Raw genomic sequence first — 20870 nt, forward strand, 5'->3', positions numbered from 1 at the left:
CTTTGTTGCAGATAAAGCGTCGTCGACAGCTAGTGTTGGCCCGCATTCAGTAGCATCCAAATTCGAAGCGTTGGCGGTCCTCTAAGGACTCGCGCAAACACTGCGCGACAACGTTCGCATGTGTAATGCTCTTCCGCATGCGCGTCCTTAACGGCATCGACGCTGTTCAAAGTAAGGTCCGAATGCGGAGGCTCAGCGGCCGATTTTCCGCAAAGGTCAGCGCACCGGGCACAGGGTTGAATCCAAAGTTCCACCAAAGTTTCGGCTTTGCCGGCTGTTATAGATGCATAGATGCGGGTGTATTTGATGCCGGTACGTTGCGCTGATATTTGGGCAAGGATTTGAAATCAACGTTCTCCCATCCCATGGCATGAAGCCGACCATCTGTGGGGCTAAGCATGCCCTCCGTCCGGTTTCCGCACGCGCCAAAATTGAGAACAAAAACGAATCCTTGTAGCCCGGCGTCATGAGGTCTTCGCGTTGCAAGCAGCGCTCGGTTAGGTGTCCATGGAAGAGATTATTTCGAAAGGCTAAGAGTCGGATGACTCTGTGTGCCCGGTGAAATCAGAAACCTGCTAATTTTACCGGGCACCTTGCACATGCGATTAGACCGTCGCTGTTGCGCCAGACTCCGCCGGAGCCACTGAGGCAGATACGTCTTTGTTCTTGAGGGGCACCTTTTTCACCGCGGCTTTCTTCGCCGCCGGGGCCTTCTTGGCAGCAGCCTTTTGCACAGGTTTTTTGTCGGCCGCGGCCGCATCACCAACTAGAAACTTGCTGCGGTCCTTCGCGCTAGCAATCCACGCCGGCGCGCGACCACGTCCACTCCAGGTTGCGCCAGTCTTGGGGTCAGCGTACAGCGCAGGCTGCGGGCCTCTGACATAGTTTCCGGCCTTCGCTGACTTTTTGGCAGTAGGAGCGGACGACAGTGCGTTACCTTCAATCAAAAACTTCGAGCGGTCCTTAGCGCTGGCAATCCAGCCCGGCGCGCGACCATGCCCTGACCAGGTCGCGCCGGTTTTCGGGTCTCTGTACTTCGCCGTCGTGACGGACGTCTTCGCTGCAGCCTTGGTCCCTGGCTTCGGTCCACGTTTCTTGCCACCAACATGCGCATCGATGTCAGCAGTAGTCAGTCCGTGTTCTGCCATCAAGCTCTTAATCTTATCGATAACTGCGCTCGATTTCTTCGCGGCGAGCGCGTCGGCTTGCGTCTGCAGTCTCTGGATTTTTGCTTGCAAGGATTCCAATGTCGGCATTTGCACCTCCGCTGTTGAGATGCTGCACACTATGCCATGCCAATGATGCAGCGCGCCAATTCAACGCTTCTTCTTACCGCGGGCTCTTCGGTAGTTGGTCGTTATCCCCAGTGCCTTGTTCCGGCGGATGATGAATGCACTGAGTGGAATAGCAATAACGATGAGCACTATTAACGCAGCGGTCAGCCTCCTTTTGCGGCGCGCGTCGTACGTACCGGACGCGGATGAAGTAACCCGCGGTGAGAGCGTGTTATTCGCGGCCGGTTGCAGGAGCGCGGCGCTGGCCTTAGTGCCTTGGCGCGTCAGATAGGCCCCAGATGCTGGCGACGCTGCGGATGCTGAAAGACCTCGCTCGTCAAGAGGAACAACGCCTGCACCCGAGGCAGGCCGACCGGGAGCCAGTCCGGGTTCGGAATCCATACCGGGAGCAGGTGCAACGGCGAACTCCACTTCCATCGGCTTGGCTTTCATTTTCCATTGCACGAGGACCGTGCCAATGCGGCGGACGTCGGTAGACGCGTTCCAGAAGTGCCTTCGCCGACCCGGTTGCCCGGATGCTAGCTTATCGCTGCTGAGAAGGGCCTGTTGCTGAGCGGGGATAGCGTTGTACTCGTTGTTCCGAATGGCATGGTCACAGATGACGCGCACGGCTGGTCGGCGGGCCGGCGCGCATGCAATGCCGCTCGCGCATGCTCCGGTCCAGGCGAGGACTGTCATGTACAGCAGCAGTGCCACACACTGGCTCGAACGCACTAGACCTCCTTGTATTCCGTGACCGTCCGTTGGCATCTTTTGAATCGCGTCACGGCACATTGGCATCCGAACGTGTCAGCGCGAAAGGCATACGTCGCAAGAAGGGCGTTTAATGATTCTTTTGCGCAAGAAGCCCTCGGGCATCGGGTCTTTGCTTTCAAATTGTCGCTAGGCGGCCGCGCGAGGTTGTTACCCCCGCGTCACCGATACTCGCCAGCCGCTCGCGCGCTCCTCGGCGTTGACATGCATGCGTGCGTCTTGTGCCGATTCAATGCCGCCCGCCGCACTTGCCTGGCGACCTGGCCGTCCGCGCCCTTTTGCAGTCGACGGGCTCGCTGAACACAAGTTGCGCGAGGCTTGGCTCCGTCGGAAACCATCCTGTCCAATGTATGAGTGCAGAAACTTGTGTGCGTCACGGGTTCAAGTAAAGCATTCAATGTTTTCCCGGCGTTGACAGAAAGCGACGACGCACCGATATCTCCCCTAGATGCAAATGCATTGACGGTACTTCTCCGGAGCCAGGCTCGCCGCTGATTTGCGCTCGTGGCGCAGGTCTGCCATCGCTCGCGGTGTTGCCGCGCAGGTTGATACCGTTGAAGGAACAGGCGTTGCTCATGTATTGCAACACAAATCATCAGGAGCTTGAAAATGTCTACGCAACCCACCGAGCAACGCACGCCTGACGACAAATCCGAAAAAGACGTCGATGCAACAGTCGAAGATACGTTGCCCGCAAGCGACCCGCCGTCGACAGGCGGAGCGACCAAAATCGCGACAGACGAAAATGCTGGAACGCAGGCAGACAGCGACGTGCCAGGAACCGAACCCGACGAGGACGTTCCCGACGAGGAGACACCTCCGGAGCCGGCGCCCGGCGACGAACCGCTTGGCGAGAAGGACCGTAAGCAGTAGTCTTGGCGCGCGACGAAAAGACGAGGCTTGCTCAAATCGCGACGGGCCCGCCCGGCCGATAGTAAAGATATTCAATGGTGTGCCGCGCATATGGAGTGTCCCGCCGCCGCATGATGGTGTGAAGCTACATCGTGCGGCATAACGGCCAGCACAAGCGGCGTTGGCTCCTCTCCCACGGCCTGTTAGCCAACCATGTCGTCACATGAAGCTTCCCGCCTTCGGGTTTCGAAACGCAACTGCACGGGGCGCGCAGATGTCCCACCTTTGCGCGCGTTCGGGAGTGGAGCGTTTCTGTCTCAGCCGCGTCAGCTAGTATCGCTGTCCGAGCCCAAATTCTGCCTCTCCAATGTCAGTTGTGATACCAGCGTTAGCAACTGCTCAACGTCCACCGGCTTTTTGAGGGTAGGCGTCGAAAAGGGACACTTGGGGGGCTGTGGGCTGTGGGCTGCGGGCCGTCGGAGAGCAGGATGACAGGAAAGACTTCGCCCGGGCGCGAGTGTCGTTGCAACTTGCAAAGGGCGATTGCGTCTAGCGTCTTCGAGTCAGCCCGCGGGGCAGCGGAACTCGGTGGTTCAGCCAGAGGATGGCGTCGAATTGGCCGACGATGACGCGCAAGGACAAGGTGCTGCGGGACGAAGCGGTGCGCCGAGAAGGCTAACCTATTCTGGAGCGGATGCAGCGATTGGAGATTTCGATGGACGACCGATTTGACAGACGAGAACTCTTACTTCACCTCGGCGACATGCTCGACGCGTTGGGTAGTCTTTGCCGGGCCGGTACTCCTGACATGCCGGTGGGGCAGCTTGCGACCCAGGTGGACCTGTTCCGGGAATTCGGGTTCCTGCGAACGCTTGCGCCGAGGATGACGGTAGTTGATTTCAGCGCACGTGTCGCCAGCGCGTTCTCCCTGTGGCCAAAGGAGCTGCTAGATATCGAGCTCAACCGCAAAGCTCTTGCGTCGACCGTTCAGCACGAGCTCTTTGACGGGAACCCCGACGGCTGGAACGCTTATGTCGGCCACCTCCGGAAAAAGGTCGCATGGTTTGGGGACGGGCTCGCCGGGCAAGCAGAGGACGCGAGAGACGAACGATTGCATGACGCCGCGGAGGCGATAACGTCGGTCGCGGTCGCCGTCGCGGCCGCGCCGTCCGACGAGCGGAATGCGCCCCAGGCGCGAAGGGGTTGGCCTTGGCCCGACGCGAAGACAACGCGTTGACTGCTGCGGTCGTGGCTTTCCAAGTCGGATTCAGCACGCCAGCGCCCCGCGATGAATCGCGACGGAAAGAAGGTAGGGGGCAGGACAGGCGGGGACAGAGCGAGTTGAAGGCTAGTTGCTTGTCGTTGGTCCGCACTGATTCGCATTGATGACAGACATCCGCCGGTGCAGTTCCATCTTCTGACAGATTCGCCGCACCGGTGCAACTTGAAATCACAGCGGATAACTTGAGTATCGGAATGAGAGGGAATCTGCTCAGGCGCACAGTCAACTTTTCCTGCGGACGTTTCGACCATATCCGGAAGGTCCGCTAAGCGTTCGCGCGGCACCGCTTTCAACACACTTCGCGTTTTGGGTAATCCGTTTGGTTCAGCTGGTTTTGCCCTTGTACTTCCGGACACCGCCTCACACTAAGGTTGATGAATCGGATTTACGTTGGAACTCGCGTGGCGGGCGATATTTCAGCGCGCTATGCGGGTGCTTCTCGTTGTAATGCTCGAACGCCACGGCCAGATTGCGAACAGCGGTCGCTGCATCTGGCTTGGGCATGAAGGCGACGTAGTCGCGCTTCATCGTCTTTACGAAGCTTTCCGCCATGCCGTTGCTCTGCGGACTGCACACAGGCGTTGTGAGCGGCTTGAGTCCAATGTCCAAGGCGAAGGTCCGGGTCTTCTCGGCGATGTAACCCGAGCCGTTATCACTGAGCCATTCGATTTGCGTTGGCGCTTTTGAAACGTTGCCGAAGCGATGCTCAACGGCCGCCAGCATGACGTCTCGTACAACGTCGCCGCTATGACCACCGGTCGTTGCCGCCCAGCTCATGGCCTCACGGTCACAGCAGTCAAGCGCAAACGTCACGCGCAGCGGCTCGCCGTTGTCGCAACGAAACTCGAAACCATCGGAGCACCAGCGCTGGTTGCTTCTGGGCACGGCGACCTTGCCCTCATGCCGACGCTGTGGGCGCGGCGGCTTGGGCCCGCGCTCAGTCAGCAAACCATGCACGCGCATCACGCGATAGACCCGCTTGGCATTGACAGCAGCCGCGCACTGGCGCTCCCGCTCCCGGCGCATTGTGCCGCACACGCGTCGGTAACCCCAACTGGGCAAGTCAGCGATTACACGCCGGATTTCCTCCACCAGTCCAGCATCGTCGGATTGTCGAGCCGTGCGCCCGTCCCGCCAATCAGCGGTTCGAGCCAGCTTTGCCGTCACGTTTGAGCGCGCTACACCGAGAACGTCGCAAACCTGCTTCACTAGTCGTCCCCCGGCAACGATGGCGAGCGCGGAATCCATTTTTTTGCCCGGCCATACTCCACGGCTTCACGAAGGATTTTGACTTTAACCGTCTTCTTGCCCAGTAGCCGTTGCAATTCCCTGATTTGCTTGAGCGCGTCAGCCAGCTCCGAGGCCGGCACGACTTCTCCGCCGGCGCTTACCGCCGAGAGGCTACCGTCCTGATAGAGCTTGCGCCAATGAAACAGCTGGTTCGGATTCACACCGTGCTAGCGAGCCACCATCGAAACAGATTTGCCGGGCTCGAAGCTCTCTCGCACCATCGCCAGCTTCTCGTTCACCGACCAGCGCGGCCGACGCTCCGGCCCCGTCAACACTTCCATCACTTCTTGCTTGTTGTTAGTCATGTACACAGTCTTATGCCTACCCGCTATTGTAAGTGGGAGACCGTGTCCGGAGATTCAGGGGGCCGTTCCAAAGGTGACGTCCGGGCGCTCGTATCTGCAATCGCCATAGTGTGACTCAGACACCACTAGCGGCCGTTCCATCGACTGTGCCGGACCGTGTAGGGAAAGCGTCGGGCGCGTTTGATAATTCTGGAAAGTCGTCGGGAGACATCCATCTGGCCACGCAGGACGCAAGTGCCTCGAGCAGTTCGTCAGTATTCAGGCAGTTCCTCCTATAGGAAAAGAACGGCGTGACAACAAGACGTGTCTGTGAGCCATCTGCGTCACGGTCCACGTAGACGAACAGCTGACATTCACTGCCCCGGTTTCCAATAACAATCTCCTCATGCGGACAATCCTCGAAACCAAACGCGTTCACGAAATCTTCGAGGCTCGTCTTCCCGGTCGCAATGATAACTTTCGGATGATGCGTCTTCCGAAGCTCGCGCATAAACTCGAATCGACCGCCGTTGCGACAGAGGTTTCGATATTGCTCCTTGTCGCGGAGTTCGGGCTGCACGTCATGGGCCGACGCCCAGTTTCGACTGTTGACTCCAGGACACGCTAGCGGAAAAAGATTCAGTTTGAATTCGTACGCTTCCTGGCCATACAAGAAATTGTCGCGGTAGTGTTGCCAAGTTAGGCTGCCTGGGTCTTTATGTGCCTCTTCCAGTACGTTTCGACGAATGCCCACAACGATTTTTGCCGCCTTTTCCCAAAGTGGCCAAGTCCGATGTTCGCCTTTTCCTTCTTGAACGCGTCGCCCAACACTCCAGGCGCCAGGCTTATGCTCAGGGGTAACATCCTCCAGGGTCGCACAGCCCTGGCCGTGTTCAATGCCGCACAGCCACAACTTAGCTTTTTCAAGATTCCCGCCGTCCATGCCGGCGAAGGAGCGGAAGTAGTCGCACAGCTCGTCTCTGGTGAATTGTTTCATGTATTTTTTGTTGCGGTCCCGTGCTCCGAGCATGTAGCCTTAAACAGGCTATCGGCTCTTCGCTTTGTATGAAAGGTACGATTCAAGCAGGCCCCGAATATTCGCCGCCCCGACTGGATTTGCACTGTGAACTGAGAATTCAAACTGGTCAGGGATGAATCGTCCCGAACAGTCAAGGTCGGTTTCGACCATCCATCTCACAACAACTATTGCGATGTCGTCTCCTCCCAAGTCGTGGTCGAAGGACACTCTTGCAGGACAGCCGCGCTCCTTCAGGAGCTCAATTGCCTCGCATGAAGAGCGCGCGACTATCCATTCCCTACCCGGCGCGTCTCGTAGGTCATCGATGTACAGCCAGAAGCCTGCATCGCACATCAATACCTCCGCCGAAAAGGACTCAAACGTGATGCCGGCAAGTCTGAGATACGTTGATACGATAGCAGTTTGTCTCTAGTCGTTATAGCGCTTTTCCGGACTGCAACGGCAGAACCTCGAAACACTCAAACGGGATGGTGCCATTGAACCGGATAGCACGCGCTTCGGGACAAGGGTCGTGGCCTCCGTCATATCTACGTATGATGCCGTTCACTTCGAGAAACGGGCGAGCAAGTAACGAGTAAAATCCGTCCTCTAATAAAGGCTTTTCGCGCAAACGGAGCAGATGCGATGGCGTTTCCGGCACGCGCTCCAACACGCTGAGAGCATGGATTGTGTCGTCTCCGTGAAACCGTGCTATCAATTCAAGCACACCGGGCGCGAACAGCCGGGAAAACCAAATCATCGCGCGCGCCTTTCTGTTCGGTTCGGACGTTTCGTTCAATCCGAGCAAAGCGTCTTGCTTCGTAAGAGACAACAGCACACCGCTGTAGTGTGCAGGCGCGATAAATAGCTGCTCACGAAGGCTCAATTCGAGCGGATAGTAGTCGTTGTGTGTGCGGTTGAATCGAAGAGCCACGTCTCTTAATGCATCCGCTAATCCTTCCTCCAGGCGCTCGATAATTCTGTGAACGACATACTCCGCGAGCGCATTCGCCCGCAGCCCTTTCTTGCGCAACACCTCGAGCGGTGTATGCGTGACATGAAACAGACCGGAGGGGGACCCGTCGCCGGCGACCACGCGAGTGATGGCTACCATTTGTTACTCAAGCGAAATGTCTGCTGTCGAACTTGGAACTTTGCGGCGGAACACCGAAGTGGCGCAAACGTCTAGGGTATATTTTTGACGGGTGATGCATTCCCTTGGATGCTGCAGGTCACGCCATATCCTCCGCATCGGAACGTCGCCGGTCATCTAACTTGCGGCGAGCAGCTTCCACAATGTCAGAAGAAAAGTGCTCGGAATGTCGCAACCCAACGGCCTCGAACGTGTAGTCGCCCAATCCGAGAGAGTGCAACAGCTCAAAGCCCTCGCCACCAGGTTTCTGCACCACGAACGCGACCGCGCCAAGTTCGCCTCGATTGGTGATGACCCTGCGCGTATTGCCCGCGCGCAGACGTTTGCCATGCTTCACGAAAAGAGCCTCTTCCTGAGCGTAGACGACGCTCCAGATGTCCCGACGCAACGCCGAGTCGAGATACAAAGCGCTTACCTGCACCTCAACTGACCGCTGCCGTGATGCTCGCACGAGATGTGGATGTGTGACGCCGACGTTTTTCGCGAATTGCGTACAGTCATCGCGAGTCCTCAGATATGAAATGCGCTTGCGGTCCTCAGGGCTGAGGTTCTCAAAGGCACCCGTCCGATTGAGATGTACTCAAGGCTGTCAGTCGAAAAGCTTGATGTTCGGTCGCTCATTGTTGTATTCGTCCAGTGCGGCGTTGAAAGACTCGGCGCTTAGATGTCAGCGTCTCAGCTCGGTGCGGCAACACGCTCGGAACTCTCGTGGACGAACACGGTATGACGCTCTACGCATTTGGCGGGACGGGGACACCTGACGCCAAATCCTGTGAAGGTGATTGCACCAGGATTTCCCACCGGCGATTGGTCAGCCGGACGACAAGGCAGCGGGAAAGCTGTCGCTGGTAGCCAAACGGATGGTCGAACTGCACCGAGGAACCATCGCGCTAGAGAGCGACGGGGCGGGACTTGGGACGACAGTGACGCTCCGCTTGCCGATACTGAGAAAGCCCGGCGCCATCGACCTGACAGGCGCAGTCCAACGCAATAAAGAAGTCCGGCCGGCGCGCCTGCTGTTAGTCGACGACAATCGCGACGCCCTTGAGGCGCTGGCCCTTCTGCTCAAGTTAGAAGGACATGACGTTGCCACGTCCGATAACGGCGTTGACGCACTGCGGCTGATGTCCGACCGCAAACCCGAGGTCGCAATAATCGATGCCGGCATGCCTTTGATGGATGGCTTTGAAGTCGCCCAGCACGTGCGCCTCGACGCAACGCTGAACAAAGTGCTGCTCGTCGCGCTGACCGGGTACGCGTCAGAGTCCGACAAATCCAGGACGCTTGCGGCCGGCTTCGACTATCGCCTTACCAAGCCACTTTCCCTGGACAAGCTTGAACATATCCTTTCGAACCGTGCTGGCGGAAAGCTCCACGGTATCGTATGACCGGCTTTGCGCAGCGGCGTGATGCTCCGTCCAGGCTAACGCTATCGCTATAGGCGACTTGCTGCATACGAACATGCTGCAGGTGCCGGGACTCTGCGCTGCCTTGGCAGCCCCAAAACCAAAAAGAGTTCCATCCAGCATGTGGCTTTATGTCCAAGTGACTCTTTGTGAGTGGAAGATGTTTAAAGACATACGTAGCGAACAGGGTTTTAACTTTTGACAGGACGGCTACTTTAGATTGCCGAACATCGTCCCAAGTGTGCGGCGCGACCGAGATGCAGGGCCACTGGCGGCCTATCTCTGCAACTCAACGAGCATTTGGAGCGCTCGACCGGCAAATACGCGCAGCCGATTCACAATCAGGCAAAAAACAAGCGCGCTCTGCCAAGGCCCTCTTACGGGCAGCCTCAGCTTCCTGCGACCCGTCCAGCACCTGAGTAGACAAGCCGGGCTCAGCGCGTCGCGGGCACGGCGTAGCCATCTCAGCTTGACTTACCGCGCAAAAACGCTATCACTGACGTGTGGCACCACCGGACATGCGAGATGCCTTCTGGACGTGGCTGTCGAGCAGGACCACTCGTGCGCCTATGTGCCGCACAGTACATCCGCATGTCGACCGACCATCAGGAATATTCGCCGGTATTCCAGCGGCAGGCTATCGCCGAGTATGCACGCGCACACAACATCCGCGTCGTTACCGATTATGAGGACGCCGGTATCAGCGGACTTACCTTCCGGCAGCGACCCGCGCTTGTGCAGCTTCTGCTCGACGTTGAAAACCCCAAACGCAAGTTCAGCAAGGTGCTTGTCTTCGACGTCAGCCGATGGGGACGTTTCCAGGATGTCGACGAGGCGGCGTTTTATGAATACGCGTGCAGGCGCGCAGGTGTCGACGTGATTTACGTGGCCGAGTCTTTCACAAATGACGGCAGTCCGGCGACATCCGTCATCAAGGCGCTGAAGCGGGCGATGGCCGCGGAATTCAGCCGGGAGATGTCCCGCAAGGTTTTCCTCGGGCAGTGTCTGAACGCTCAACGCGGATTTCATGCCGGTGGTCCGCCGGGCTACGGACTGCAACGCATCCTTCTTGACGGCAAGCGCGAGCAGAGGCGCCCGCTTGGTCAGTACGAGTACAAGAGCGTACAAACCGACCGGGTCGTCATCGCACCGGCGGCGGCATCCGAGGCGTCGCTCGTCAGGAAGATTTTTGAATGGTATGCAACGCAATCGGTGACCGGGGCGGACATCGCTCGGCGGCTTAACGAATTTGGTCTGCGCAACCGCCAGGGTCGCCTCTGGCAGGCACAAAACATCCGCCGGATACTTCGCAGTGAGGCGTATATCGGCACGAACGTCTACAGCCGGACATCGTCAAAACTTGACGGCAAGTGGGAGCAAGTGCCCCAGCACGACTGGATACGCGTGGAGAATGCGTTCGAACCCGTGGTGGAAAGGCGCGTCTTCACTGCCGTCCAGAAACGAATGGATTCTGCCCGGCGCAAACCCACGCGCGAAGAGATTCTGGATGGCCTGCACAAGGTCATCAGGCGGGCCGGCGAGCTCAATCAGGCCACGCTGAGACGTTATCGCAGCGCGCCGTCCGTTGAGCAGGTCATGCGGGAGTTCGGCAGTCTCTACGACGCGTATGACGCAGTCGGGTACGTGCCGAAGCTGGCCCCGGAGCGCTCCGCAAATAGGCATGCGGAGCGTAAACTGGAGCAACAGGTCGCGCAAGTAGCCATTCAGACGTTGCAGTCCCACGGCCACGACGTCCGTTACGAAAAGCACACGAACACATTTTGCGTCGACCACTGGCTGAGACTGAACCTCGCCGTTCGCAGTCCGTGGCTCATTGACGGCCACCTGCCTTATTGGGTCGCGCGTTGGCCAGACAGCTTCCCTGTCGACTTCCTGGTCTATGGCCGCATTGAGCGGGCAGGCACAGAGCTGCTCGATTTCCACATCTTCCCGAGAGGAAGTCTGGTGCCTGGTGCATTTACCGTTGTCTGCCGCCACGGACAGACACATTTCGGCATGTACCAGCGGCCCGACCTGCGCTCACTGCTGGTTATCGCCAAGCGCGTACCCCTCGCAATATGGCCCGTTGATTGCACGACCGGGAGCGGACAATGAAGCCGGCACACAGCGGTGCACGAAGTGTCGCGGGTAAGGCTGCACCTGGTGGTCGGCATGACAAGACGGTGCCTCATATGCCGGGCGCGCGCGGTCGTCCAACTTCGGAGTCGAAGGCGCAATCGGTTCTGACACAGGAGCTGCGCAGACAACGCAACGTAGTGAGCCGGATGAGCGATACCGACCGGGAGGTTACCCGGGTACTCGACGTTCTGCGCGAGCTGACGTGTGACCCGGCCTTCGTGGCGCTGATGAACACCCGGGGCTTCACGACGCTTCCCCGGCTCCTTCACGAGCGCCTGACCGGCCGTCCGCGATGAAGAAAGCGCAGAGCCCACGATTCATATGTCGCACCGTTAGCTCAGGCAATCCGGTGCCCCAGAATCTCTGCCCCGAAGCGGCAGCGATGGTGGCGGAACAGACGCTGCCAGCACGGACAGCGCAGGCGCTCGAGAAAATGTCCTCGGCGCGCCAGGTTGAGGCCGTCTCCATTATGGTCCGGCAGAACAATCTCACCGGCGATTTTGCGCGCGCACTGCTCGCAGCGACGCCCGCCAGCATGCGTGTAGATGCTGCGCATGGTCACGTTTCACATCCTGATTGCGGGCGTCGACTGGGTCGCATTGTGCAAAGACTCACCGCACTACAGCAGGATGCGGAATGCCTGCGGTGTCGCCATGACGGGAACCTGCTACTTCTGACACTTGCCGCGGGTTGGGCCAGAGGATGGGTTCGCGACGTCGTCATCGCGCAATGGCTTAAGTCGCGCCGACCCGATTACGCTGCGGTGCTGGAGCGCCTTGTACAGGACGCGGACTACGCGATTGTGCCGGGCCGCCGCATGAAGCTTGCCTACGAAGTAGCCGGCGGCACTGTAGCTGTCGCGCATCGAAGCAAAGGACGCAAAAGAAGGTGTCTGTAGGCAGTCAAAACTTGCTTCAGAAAGAGCCCGAATCAACCAGGTGTGTGAGGCAGTGCTGGTAGATTTCCCGCGCTAGGGGTGAGCGGAAGTCGAGCCGCAGGTTTTCGCAAAACAGCGCCGGGACGGATTTAGGCGTCACGGCCGATTGCAAAGTCTTCTCGAGACGTCGGGCGATATCCACTGCCTGGGCGGACAGCATCACGCGCTGCATGACGTCGGCGCCTCCCCCGTTCGTTTTGAGCCAGAGCTGCGTTGACTCGACGACATGCGCGGCCGGCAGCCATTCGCCCATCATCTGCCGGGCAAGCAGATGCGCTGCGGCGAGATAGGCAAGCAGTTCCGCGCGGGCGTGCAGGTCAAGGTTAAGCGGGTTGTTCACTGTTTTGCAAAAGCCCAAAGTACGGTTAAACGGAGTCAGGCGGCCAGCCGGTGCTCGTAGTATGGCCGGTCCCTGTCGTCCAGTATTGCGTACATTGCCTCCAGGTTCGACGGGTCAGGGTTAAGCCAGGCGTCGACGTTTTCCGGCTTGATGGGGATGATGCACCGGTCGTGACCGGCAGCTGCAATCTCCGGTGGCGGCTCGTCGGTGATGGCGGCGAACGAGAGTAAATCGGGCTCACCAGGCGCAGTCCATCGCGACCAGAGGCAAGCCACATGCATCAGTTCGCCGTTGGCCGGGCGGAATTCGAGAACTACGTTCTCGTCGCGCTCGTGCGTCTCGAGAAGCGTGCCTTCAAATTGCGCCTTGCTCACGTTCTCGTAAAAGACCTCGACCAGCAGAATGCCGTGAGTATGTCCAAAGCACGGTTTCCAGAATCCTTGCAGGCTGTCCCTGCGGGCGTTATAGGTTCCGGGGAATTTGATATCGTAAGACGCCGGTTTGCCTGCAATGCGGCATTGATAACGCATCGGCTTGACGACGCGCTTTCCCTGTTCTGAAATCATCACGGGCGCGTAGTGACCTGGGAAAATGCGCGAGTCACGCGGTTCAGGCTCCGTGCGCTGGAGGTCGTCAATTCTGGCTTTGGCCCAGGCAATCTTGTCGGTTGCTATGCGCCGATTTTCGGTGGCCGCCTTCGTAATTTTCGTCTGCAGCGTACGCTCGGCATCGGCCAGCCGCTTGCGCTGTTTGAACAGCTCCTGCTCGAGCTTTGTCGCCTGTGCAGCATTGAACCGGCCGATGAGGGTAACGATTTCGTGTTCCGCTTCGTTCTCTGGTTGCGCGAATGCGGCCTCCATGGCCTTTGGTATCTTCGCCTTGCTGACGTCTTCGGCTCGCTCAAAAAACAGGCGCGCAAACTCATGAATGTCCATGATAGCGCCGAATGTGCGCACAAATTTTCGGTAGTCCGCGACTATCTGAGCCGAGTAGCACATCGGTTCCTCCGGTATCCGTCACATGGGTGGGCTGCTGATGCAGTCGCCTAGTGTTCAAATCTACACCTTTGGCGCAGCCAGCCGGTCGGCGTTGGCAACCGTGAAGCGGCCAAACGTCAGCAGAAATTCCTGCTGACAGAATGCAGGCCGCCCAGCAGATGCGACATGTCGACAAGCCGCTGCGCTACCAGATGCCGCACCTCGCCCTGACACTGCCAGACCCCGTAAACCGCCAGCAGCGACGCACTGAGCGCTTCCTTGCGCTGCTTCTCAAGCAGGCTCGGCCAGATGATGACGTTCACGTTGCCCGTTTCGTCTTCGAGCGTGACAAACACCACGCCCTTGGCCGTGCCAGGCCGCTGACGCACGGTGACGAGACCACAGCCGCGCGCGAGCCGGCCGTCCCGGTAGGCGCGCAACGTTGCCGCAGGCATGAGGCGATTGGCGAGCAACTGCGGGCGCAAGAGTTCCAGCGGATGGCGACCGAGCGTGAGGCCCACCGAGCGGTAGTCCGCCACGATGTCGTTCGCTTCCGAGGGCGCGCCGAGTTCCGGCGTTTCGTCCTCGACGGCTGCGGCGGCCAGCATGTCCTTCTCGGGCACGGCCGCCACCGACTGCCAGAGCGCCTCGCGCCGGTTGCCGGCAAGCGCGGCGAGCGCATTCGCGTCAGCGAGAATATGCAGGTCCCGACGGTCGAGCGCCGCGCGGCGCGCGAGGTCCTTCACGCTCGCGAAAGGCCGTACCGCGCGCGAGTTTTCAATCCGCTCGGCCGTGGCTTCCTTCATACCCCGCAGCAGCGAAAGACCCAGGCGCACTGCAGGCCGCTTTTCGTTGGCCAAACGTTCGAGGGACGAATTCCATCCACTAATGGTCACATCGACCGGCAGCACCTTGACGCCGTGGCGCTGCGCATCCTGAACGAGTTGCGACGGCGAATAGAAGCCCATCGGCTGGCTGTTGAGCATCGCGGCGAGAAATGCCTCCGGCTCATGGCATTTGAGCCAGCTGCTCGCATAGACGAGCAGCGCGAAACTCGCGGCATGACTCTCCGGAAAACCATATTCGCCAAAACCTTTTATCTGCTCGAAGATGGCTTCCGCGAACGCAAGGTCGTACCCCCGCTCCTGCATGCCAAGCACGATGCGGTCATAGTATTTCCCAAGACCGCCCTTGCGTTTCCACGCGGCCATCGCGCGCCGTAACTGGTCAGCCTCGCCCGCCGTGAAGCCCGCGGCCAGAATTGCGACCTGCATCACCTGCTCCTGAAAAATCGGCACCCCCAGGGTGCGGCCAAGGGCCGTCTTGAGCGCATCGCTCGGATAGGTGACAGGCTCAAAGCCCTGGCGACGGCGCAGGTAAGGATGAACCGCTCCGCCCTGGATTGGGCCCGGCCGCACGATGGCCACTTCAATCACCAGGTCGTAGAAGGTGCGCGGCCGCATGCGTGGCAGCATCGACATCTGCGCACGCGATTCAATCTGGAAAACGCCCACCGTGTCGGCCGCCGAAATCATGTCGTACGTCGCCCCGTCCTCAGCGGGAATGTCCTGCATTTCAAAACGCTCGCCGCGCTGCTCGGACACGAGGTCGAGCGTGCGGCGGATGGCTGACAGCATGCCAAGCGCCAGCACATCAATCTTGAGCAGCCCGAGCGATTCGAGGTCGTCCTTGTCCCACTGGATGACGCTGCGGTCTGCCATTGCGGCATTCTCGACCGGCACGAGCCGTGTGAGCTTGCCACGGCTAATGACAAAGCCACCCGAGTGCTGCGACAGGTGTCGCGGAAACCCATACAGCTGCGCGGCAAGCGTGGCCCACGCGCGGATGAGCGGTGTGTCTGGATTTAGCCCGCACTCCTCGAAGCGCTTGAGCAGGTCCGCACTGTTATCGAACCAGTGATGAGACTTCGCGACCGCATCGACTATCTGCATATCGACGCCGAGCGCCTTGCCTGTTTCACGCAGCACGCCCCGCGCGCGATAGGTGGAAACGGCAGCCGCAATTGCCGCACGGTCGCGCCCGTACTTGCGATAGATGTACTGGATGACTTCTTCACGCCGCTGATGCTCGAAGTCGACGTCGATGTCAGGCGGCTCGCCGCGCTCCTTCGAGATGAAGCGCTCGAACAGCATGTTGCCGCGCGCGGGGTCCACTTCCGTCACACCGAGGCAGTAGCAGACCGCGGAGTTGGCCGCTGACCCGCGGCCCTGACACAGGATGTGCTGACTGCGCGCGAAGCGGACCAGGTCGTAGACCGTCAGGAAGTACGGCTCGTACTGCAGGTCGGCGATGAGTTCAAGCTCGTGCTCAATCTGCTCCTGCACATGGTGCGGAATGCCCGACGGAAAGCGCCGCTGGGCGCCGACGTACGTCTCCTGCCGCAGATAGGCGGTCGGCGTGAATCCGGGCGGCACCAGTTCGTCCGGATACTCGTAGCGCAGTTCATCGAGGGAGAACGTGCAACGCGCGGCAATGTCGACGGTGGCGGCGAGTGCCTCCGGTGGATACAGATTGGCCAGCCGCAGCCGCGAGCGCAGATGCTGCTCGGCATTCGGCGCAAGCTCGTAGCCGCATTCATGAACCGGCTTGCCGACGCGGATGGCGGTTATCGTGTCCTGCAGCGGTTTTCTCGAACGCACGTGCATCAGCACTTCGCCGAGCGCGACCACTGGCACGTCGCGGTTGCGCGCGACGAATTCGACCGCGCCGCGGTGAATGTCATCCAACGCCCGCTGATGCAATACGAGTCCGACCCATGCCCGCGCGGGAAATGTCTCGTCCAGCCATTCGACCTGGGCATCGAGCACGTCTTCCTTCGCGGGGAAATTCGGCACCAGAATCGCCAGGCAATCCGGTACGCCCAGCAGGTGCCGGTATTCCTTCTCCGGTCGCGACAGGTCCTGCGGCGTGAGCCGGTATTCACCCTTCGGCGCGCGGGTGCGCGCGAGCGTGATGAGCTCGGACAGGTTGCCGTATCCCTCGCGGTTTTTTGCAAGGAGCATGAGCCCGAAGGCCGGCGAGCCGTCCGCGTTCACCAGGTGAAAGTACGAGCCGACGATGAACGGCAGTTTCGCTTCTTTCGCCGCGACATGCGCGCGCACGACGCCGGCGAGCGAGCATTCGTCAGTGATGGCGAGCGCCGAGTAGCCGAGTTGCGCAGCGCGCTCAGCGAGCTCCTCGGCGTGCGACGCGCCGCGCAGGAACGAGAAATTGGAGAGGCAGAAAAGCTCGGCATACGCCGGCAGCATGCTGAAAGTGGTGTCCATGGCGTGTCATCCGAACAGGCCGTGAAGGAACCACCGCTGGTCTTCTTCGGCGTCGCGGCTGCTGACACGTTCGCGGTAAATCCAGTAGCAGCTCTGGTCGTCGGCCTGAGCGACGAAGTAGTCGCGTGTCACCAGTTCGCCGTCGAACCATCCGGCCTCGATGCGCTCGCCGGGCGACACCATGCGTAGCGGCGAACCATAGAACGGACGATGCTGGCGCATGAGCAGCCGCACTGGACTGTCGAGCATCCATGTGGGCCGCGGCAGGCCCTCCGGCATGACTGCCGCCTTCACGGGTTGCGTGACCGGCACCCATGAGTTGGCGACTTCCGGACGATGGTCCGCGCTCGGCGCGGGCCGCAGCACATTCTCTTCACCGAGCCGTGCGACCAGCAGTTCGAGCAGCCGCGCGTGGTCTTCCTTCGAGCCGCCGGGCTCAGGAAAAAGCGTATCGGACGCCGGCACAGCGGATTCGACCTTTGATGCATCGAGACGCAGTGCGATAACCGGCGCCGAGAGTTCGATGCGATGCAGGCGCTCCTTAAGCAGTCTCACCAGGTGTTCTTCGCGCCACGTGGGCTCGCCCAGGGCTATGTCGATGGTGGTGGGTTCGATGGCGTCGCGCCCCCGCTCGTGCTCCAGCGACAGGCGTATTGCAGTGACTGCCAGCTGCTTTGCGCAGAGCCATCCACACAACTGCACGATAAGCCGATGCGCGCCGAACACCGCGCCATCCGCATGTTCGAGCCGGTCCGGCATTTCGACGCGCGCGGAAAACGTGGGCGGCAGTTCGAGCCAGTCGAAGAGTTCGGGCGCGGTGCCAAATGCGCGGTCGAGCGAATCGAGCAGATGTTCGCCGCAGCGCCGCTGCAGTCCGGCGCGCGGCAAGCGGCGGATGTCGGCGATGGTTTCGCAGCCGAGCCCCGCGAACCAGTCGGCGAACTCGCGCGCCTCGGGGACCGCGACCATGGGCAGCCCGTCGAGCCGCTGTTCGAGCGTCGACAGCTTCAGCACGCGCCGTGCGCCCCGCCCCTTCGCATATCGCGCCAGCAGCCACGCGCCCTGGCCGGTCGGCGCGGCGCTCACGCGCGCGGTGAGACCGAGCGTGGCGAGGAGCCCTTTCGCCTCGCGGCACAGCGCCAGCAGTCCGCCGAAGAGGCGCAGGCTCGCGCCGACTTCCAAGACGACGGTCGCTTCATCGAGCAGCGCGACGTCGGGCGAAAAGCGCATCAGCGCCATGCCGACCTCGCGTTGCGCCGACTGTTCGCGGGCGAAGTCGCGCTCGTGCATCTCTGTCTCTGGCGAGAGCGTCAGCACGCCACCGCGTTTCATGCCGAGCCGCACGCCAGCCGCGCGCGCGACGCTGTCCGCGATGACGACCTTGTCCTTCTCGAGCACGACACTGCCGTGGGCGGGCTCAGGTGACCACTTCGGTCTGAACACCTCGAGTGGCAACTTCGGCAGGTGAACGGCGAGAAAGACGCGCATGTCGTGACAACAAAACAGGGGTGGGTTGAAGGGGAATCGAGAGAGGCTCCGTGCGCGAGGGCCCTCGTCGTTTCACGATGTCGACGGTGAGACCGTCGGCCGACGGTCTGAGCGCCAGCCGCAACAGTGCCGGCGACGCGTCCTGGGCGCTCGCGAGCGGCCGCACCATGACGAACAGCGTCTCGGACGACTGTGCCGCCAGATGCAGGCGCCGCAGCGACGAAGCCTGCGCATACTGCGCCCAGAAAATCAGCGCGCCGCAGCTTCCTGCCCGGAGAATCTGTTCCGCGGACCACAGCGCATCCGCGGTCTTCTGCGCCTTGACGCGCAGCACCTGGTCAAGCGGCAGGCCGATGTAACTGAGGCCGAGGCCGTCGGGTGTATGCGGGGGCTGCACGAACGCAATGGGCCGGTTGCCCGCTGCACTGAGTGCGGGTCGTAGCAGCCGCAACTCGCCCACGCCCGGCTGCTGCACGAGCAGGTCGACCAGTGCCCCCATTGGCCAGCCGCCACCGGGCAGTTCAGCGGATAGCGCCGGGTACCCGGTGTCGACCACCCGCCCCCGGCCCCGCGCGAGCTGCGACGCCCGCCACAGGGACGGGTGTATCGCTTCGGGGGACGGCATGGCGGATGTCATTGCGGAAAAACCTGTATGGATGTACAGTATCCTACACGGATTTTCGTAGCAGCGAACAGGCACTTTTTTCGGGAGAAGAGACGGAGGATATGCGTGTTCGCAAGCCTGCCAGCCATCCCATGCCGAAATTGCGGCGTTCGTGGCGTAGATAAAATCAGCGTTTGGCGAGCAGGAAGTTGATGAAGCCATTCGCCGTGGCAAGGCTGGTGAGCCTACGTTTTACGCTGCCGAGAATGGTCATACCGTTGGCACAGCCAGCGCGCTGAGCTCAAATGCATGGCATGTCACCGACGCTATCCGGGACCGCCACTATTGCGCCGGCTGTGACGGCGCATGCATGCATCAGGCGATGGCATGCACACAGTGGCCGCAACGAGAGGCAGGCAAGGGGAAATGGTGAGAAAACTTGGACTGGCGTTGTTGACCGTGACGCTTGCACCGGCTGCTTTCGGGGCTGGCACATATTCGGAAGTCTGGAATCCACCGGAGGCGCGCGCGACCGCCCCACACAGCGTCGCTACCGCGCACAAGCTCGCAATACGACGGCACGTGGTTCCGCATGCGAGGAAGGTGTATTCGCGGCGCACTTCGGCCACTGCACCAAGGCTCGTCGCGAAACAAGGCAACATGGCAAAGACTTCGCCAAGGAACGAACGGGACACGTCTGAAATTCCGCGGCAAATCACGCCGGAGGGCAACGTCCTTCGCGTGACAGGCCGTGCGGCATCCGCTCAGGTTATCCGCTGATGCAATCGCAGAATTACCGCGGCTATGACGTCTGGGGGCACGCTATCGTCGAAGAGGAGGGCATCCTTCAGCCGGAACGTTACGCGGCGAGCGGGACCATCACCCTGGGGGGCGGCAAGCTAATCGAAGCATCGGGCGTCCTGGGCCATTTCGAAAGTGAGGAGGACGCTCAGCTCGCAGGCCTGGATTGGGCTCGTGCGTGGGTCGACGCGCACAGCTGAGGTCACGTCGCTTGACCTGCCTACTGAAAGGCTCCCAAACCGTGAGGCGAGCCGTCTTCCGGCACGCATGAGCCTCCTTTGCAGCATCCGCAGGATGCAGTCTGCCTATTCCAAAATGAGTCCCACCCATTGAATGGCTTGAATGTCTGAAGAGGCTCTTCGATGATACGAATGAGTAAAGACATATCTAGCGAACGAGGTTTTAACTTTTTTCTGGCGGCCACTTTAGATGGGTGCGTCTCTCTTTGCAGGCGGAGATTAGATGCCAGCGGGACGCGCGCGAGCCTCCTTAGCGGATGCCTCTCATAAGGCTTTCGGGAACAGCCGGATGCATCGAGTGCGGCAACTACTCGTTTGACCCGTCCTGTAAGCCCTTCGTCGCGTCCGGGACTATGCCGAGCATGCGAAGCGTGTCTTGTATGACGTCGACCTCAGCCCGCATGCGCTCCATGGAGCCAACCGGAAGGTCCTCCGGCATCATCTTCCCTTGAGCTTTCCGAATGGCATCGACGGTCACGCAGAATGCGAAGGCCGCTAGATAGTCGTTGTCCTCCACGTCTTCTCTCTGTCGATAACTACAACAAGCTAAATATCGACCGAATTTCCCCTTTCTTGATGGCACTGGAACGTCTACTCGAAAAGGTTCGGCAATCCCCCGCTCGTCGGGCAATAGCCGATTGATTTCGGTCAGGAGCTCGAGACGATTGACGCAGCTATGAAGACCGCTGAAATCGACGCCGCGCGCTTACGCAAGAAACAATCAA

Annotated in this window: 17 protein-coding genes and 1 pseudogene; 7 read left to right on the plus strand and 11 right to left on the minus strand. The window is 60.2% G+C overall.

Going from position 1 to position 20870, the window contains the following annotated elements:
* Positions 1–605: 605 nt before the first annotated feature.
* Entirely contained in the window at positions 606–1256 is a 651-nt protein-coding gene (locus F759_RS0132780; RefSeq protein ID WP_027803551.1) for an H-NS family nucleoid-associated regulatory protein, read from the minus strand.
* A gap of 1401 nt (positions 1257–2657) precedes the next feature.
* Between F759_RS0132780 and F759_RS0132790 the strand changes: the two genes are divergently transcribed.
* Together F759_RS0132790 and F759_RS0132795 are read left to right on the plus strand one after the other, a co-directional pair.
* A complete protein-coding gene (locus tag F759_RS0132790; RefSeq protein ID WP_027803553.1) occupies positions 2658–2921 on the plus strand; it encodes a hypothetical protein in 264 nt (87 codons plus the stop codon).
* A 694-nt stretch (positions 2922–3615) separates the two neighbouring features.
* Positions 3616–4137: a hypothetical protein gene (locus F759_RS0132795; RefSeq protein ID WP_027803554.1), complete on the plus strand. Its 522-nt coding sequence runs from the start codon at positions 3616–3618 to the stop codon at positions 4135–4137.
* Positions 4138–4542: 405 nt separating this feature from the next.
* On the opposite strand, the pseudogene F759_RS0132800 reads toward F759_RS0132795, so the two are convergent.
* The 5 genes and pseudogenes from F759_RS0132800 to F759_RS0132825 form a co-directional block, all read right to left on the minus strand.
* Positions 4543–5753: pseudogene (locus F759_RS0132800) on the minus strand (IS3 family transposase).
* 139 nt (positions 5754–5892) lie between these two features.
* Positions 5893–6753, minus strand: coding sequence for a hypothetical protein (locus F759_RS0132810; protein WP_152530766.1), 861 nt, complete (start codon positions 6751–6753; stop codon positions 5893–5895).
* A gap of 48 nt (positions 6754–6801) precedes the next feature.
* Complete coding sequence (locus tag F759_RS45080; protein WP_027803557.1) at positions 6802–7128, minus strand: cyclic-phosphate processing receiver domain-containing protein; 327 nt, start codon at positions 7126–7128, stop codon at positions 6802–6804.
* A gap of 82 nt (positions 7129–7210) precedes the next feature.
* On the minus strand, positions 7211–7888 hold the full coding sequence (locus tag F759_RS0132820) for a hypothetical protein (RefSeq protein ID WP_027803558.1): 678 nt from the start codon (positions 7886–7888) through the stop codon (positions 7211–7213).
* Between the two features lie 118 nt (positions 7889–8006).
* Positions 8007–8333, minus strand: coding sequence for a hypothetical protein (locus F759_RS0132825; protein ID WP_152530767.1), 327 nt, complete (start codon positions 8331–8333; stop codon positions 8007–8009).
* 376 nt (positions 8334–8709) lie between these two features.
* On the opposite strand from F759_RS0132825, the gene F759_RS39290 reads away from it, so the two are divergent.
* The 4 genes from F759_RS39290 to F759_RS0132845 all read left to right on the plus strand — a co-directional run bounded on the left by F759_RS39290 (position 8710) and on the right by F759_RS0132845 (position 12370).
* Positions 8710–9315: a response regulator gene (locus tag F759_RS39290; protein WP_244438974.1), complete on the plus strand. Its 606-nt coding sequence runs from the start codon at positions 8710–8712 to the stop codon at positions 9313–9315.
* A gap of 543 nt (positions 9316–9858) precedes the next feature.
* On the plus strand, positions 9859–11448 hold the full coding sequence (locus F759_RS40295) for a recombinase family protein (RefSeq protein ID WP_051377544.1): 1590 nt from the start codon (positions 9859–9861) through the stop codon (positions 11446–11448).
* 170 nt (positions 11449–11618) lie between these two features.
* A complete protein-coding gene (locus tag F759_RS42930; protein WP_154670925.1) occupies positions 11619–11768 on the plus strand; it encodes a hypothetical protein in 150 nt (49 codons plus the stop codon).
* The gene (locus F759_RS0132845) at positions 11765–12370 is read left to right on the plus strand and encodes a plasmid partitioning protein RepB C-terminal domain-containing protein (protein ID WP_084534419.1); all 606 of its coding nucleotides are present in this window, start codon (positions 11765–11767) and stop codon (positions 12368–12370) included. The genes F759_RS42930 and F759_RS0132845 overlap by 4 nt, the downstream gene beginning before the upstream one ends.
* A 16-nt stretch (positions 12371–12386) precedes the next feature.
* Here F759_RS0132845 and F759_RS0132850 read toward each other — a convergent pair whose 3' ends face one another.
* The 5 genes from F759_RS0132850 to imuA all read right to left on the minus strand — a co-directional run bounded on the left by F759_RS0132850 (position 12387) and on the right by imuA (position 19138).
* Positions 12387–12749 (minus strand): hypothetical protein, encoded by a 363-nt coding sequence (locus F759_RS0132850; protein ID WP_027803561.1) that lies wholly within the window; start codon positions 12747–12749, stop codon positions 12387–12389.
* 35 nt (positions 12750–12784) lie between these two features.
* Positions 12785–13747, minus strand: a complete 963-nt coding sequence (locus F759_RS0132855; protein ID WP_027803562.1) for an SOS response-associated peptidase family protein — start codon at positions 13745–13747, stop codon at positions 12785–12787.
* A gap of 116 nt (positions 13748–13863) precedes the next feature.
* A complete protein-coding gene (locus tag F759_RS0132860) occupies positions 13864–17013 on the minus strand; it encodes an error-prone DNA polymerase (protein ID WP_027803563.1) in 3150 nt (1049 codons plus the stop codon).
* A gap of 6 nt (positions 17014–17019) precedes the next feature.
* The gene (locus F759_RS0132865) at positions 17020–18501 is read right to left on the minus strand and encodes a Y-family DNA polymerase (RefSeq protein ID WP_244438975.1); all 1482 of its coding nucleotides are present in this window, start codon (positions 18499–18501) and stop codon (positions 17020–17022) included.
* Positions 18431–19138, minus strand: a complete 708-nt coding sequence (gene imuA / locus F759_RS0132870) for a translesion DNA synthesis-associated protein ImuA (protein ID WP_027803565.1) — start codon at positions 19136–19138, stop codon at positions 18431–18433. The genes F759_RS0132865 and imuA overlap by 71 nt, the downstream gene beginning before the upstream one ends.
* A 746-nt stretch (positions 19139–19884) precedes the next feature.
* Here imuA and F759_RS0132880 point away from each other — a divergent pair.
* Positions 19885–20106 carry a hypothetical protein gene (locus tag F759_RS0132880; protein WP_027803567.1) on the plus strand — a complete coding sequence of 74 codons (222 nt, stop codon included), beginning with the start codon at positions 19885–19887 and terminating at the stop codon, positions 20104–20106.
* Positions 20107–20870: the final 764 nt, after the last annotated feature.

The organism is Paraburkholderia dilworthii (assembly GCF_000472525.1).
Taxonomy (GTDB): domain Bacteria; phylum Pseudomonadota; class Gammaproteobacteria; order Burkholderiales; family Burkholderiaceae; genus Paraburkholderia; species Paraburkholderia dilworthii.

Coding starts and splice junctions, on each gene's coding strand:
- F759_RS0132780 (WP_027803551.1), bottom strand. CDS start 1,256: ATGCCGACATTGGAATCCTTGCAAGCAAAAATCCAGAGACTGCAGACG.
- F759_RS0132790 (WP_027803553.1), top strand. CDS start 2,658: ATGTCTACGCAACCCACCGAGCAACGCACGCCTGACGACAAATCCGAA.
- F759_RS0132795 (WP_027803554.1), top strand. CDS start 3,616: ATGGACGACCGATTTGACAGACGAGAACTCTTACTTCACCTCGGCGAC.
- F759_RS0132810 (WP_152530766.1), bottom strand. CDS start 6,753: ATGAAACAATTCACCAGAGACGAGCTGTGCGACTACTTCCGCTCCTTC.
- F759_RS45080 (WP_027803557.1), bottom strand. CDS start 7,128: ATGTGCGATGCAGGCTTCTGGCTGTACATCGATGACCTACGAGACGCG.
- F759_RS0132820 (WP_027803558.1), bottom strand. CDS start 7,888: ATGGTAGCCATCACTCGCGTGGTCGCCGGCGACGGGTCCCCCTCCGGT.
- F759_RS40295 (WP_051377544.1), top strand. CDS start 9,859: ATGCCTTCTGGACGTGGCTGTCGAGCAGGACCACTCGTGCGCCTATGT.
- F759_RS42930 (WP_154670925.1), top strand. CDS start 11,619: ATGAGCGATACCGACCGGGAGGTTACCCGGGTACTCGACGTTCTGCGC.
- F759_RS0132845 (WP_084534419.1), top strand. CDS start 11,765: ATGAAGAAAGCGCAGAGCCCACGATTCATATGTCGCACCGTTAGCTCA.
- F759_RS0132855 (WP_027803562.1), bottom strand. CDS start 13,747: ATGTGCTACTCGGCTCAGATAGTCGCGGACTACCGAAAATTTGTGCGC.
- F759_RS0132860 (WP_027803563.1), bottom strand. CDS start 17,013: ATGGACACCACTTTCAGCATGCTGCCGGCGTATGCCGAGCTTTTCTGC.
- F759_RS0132865 (WP_244438975.1), bottom strand. CDS start 18,501: ATGCGCGTCTTTCTCGCCGTTCACCTGCCGAAGTTGCCACTCGAGGTG.
- imuA (WP_027803565.1), bottom strand. CDS start 19,138: ATGACATCCGCCATGCCGTCCCCCGAAGCGATACACCCGTCCCTGTGG.
- F759_RS0132880 (WP_027803567.1), top strand. CDS start 19,885: ATGCAATCGCAGAATTACCGCGGCTATGACGTCTGGGGGCACGCTATC.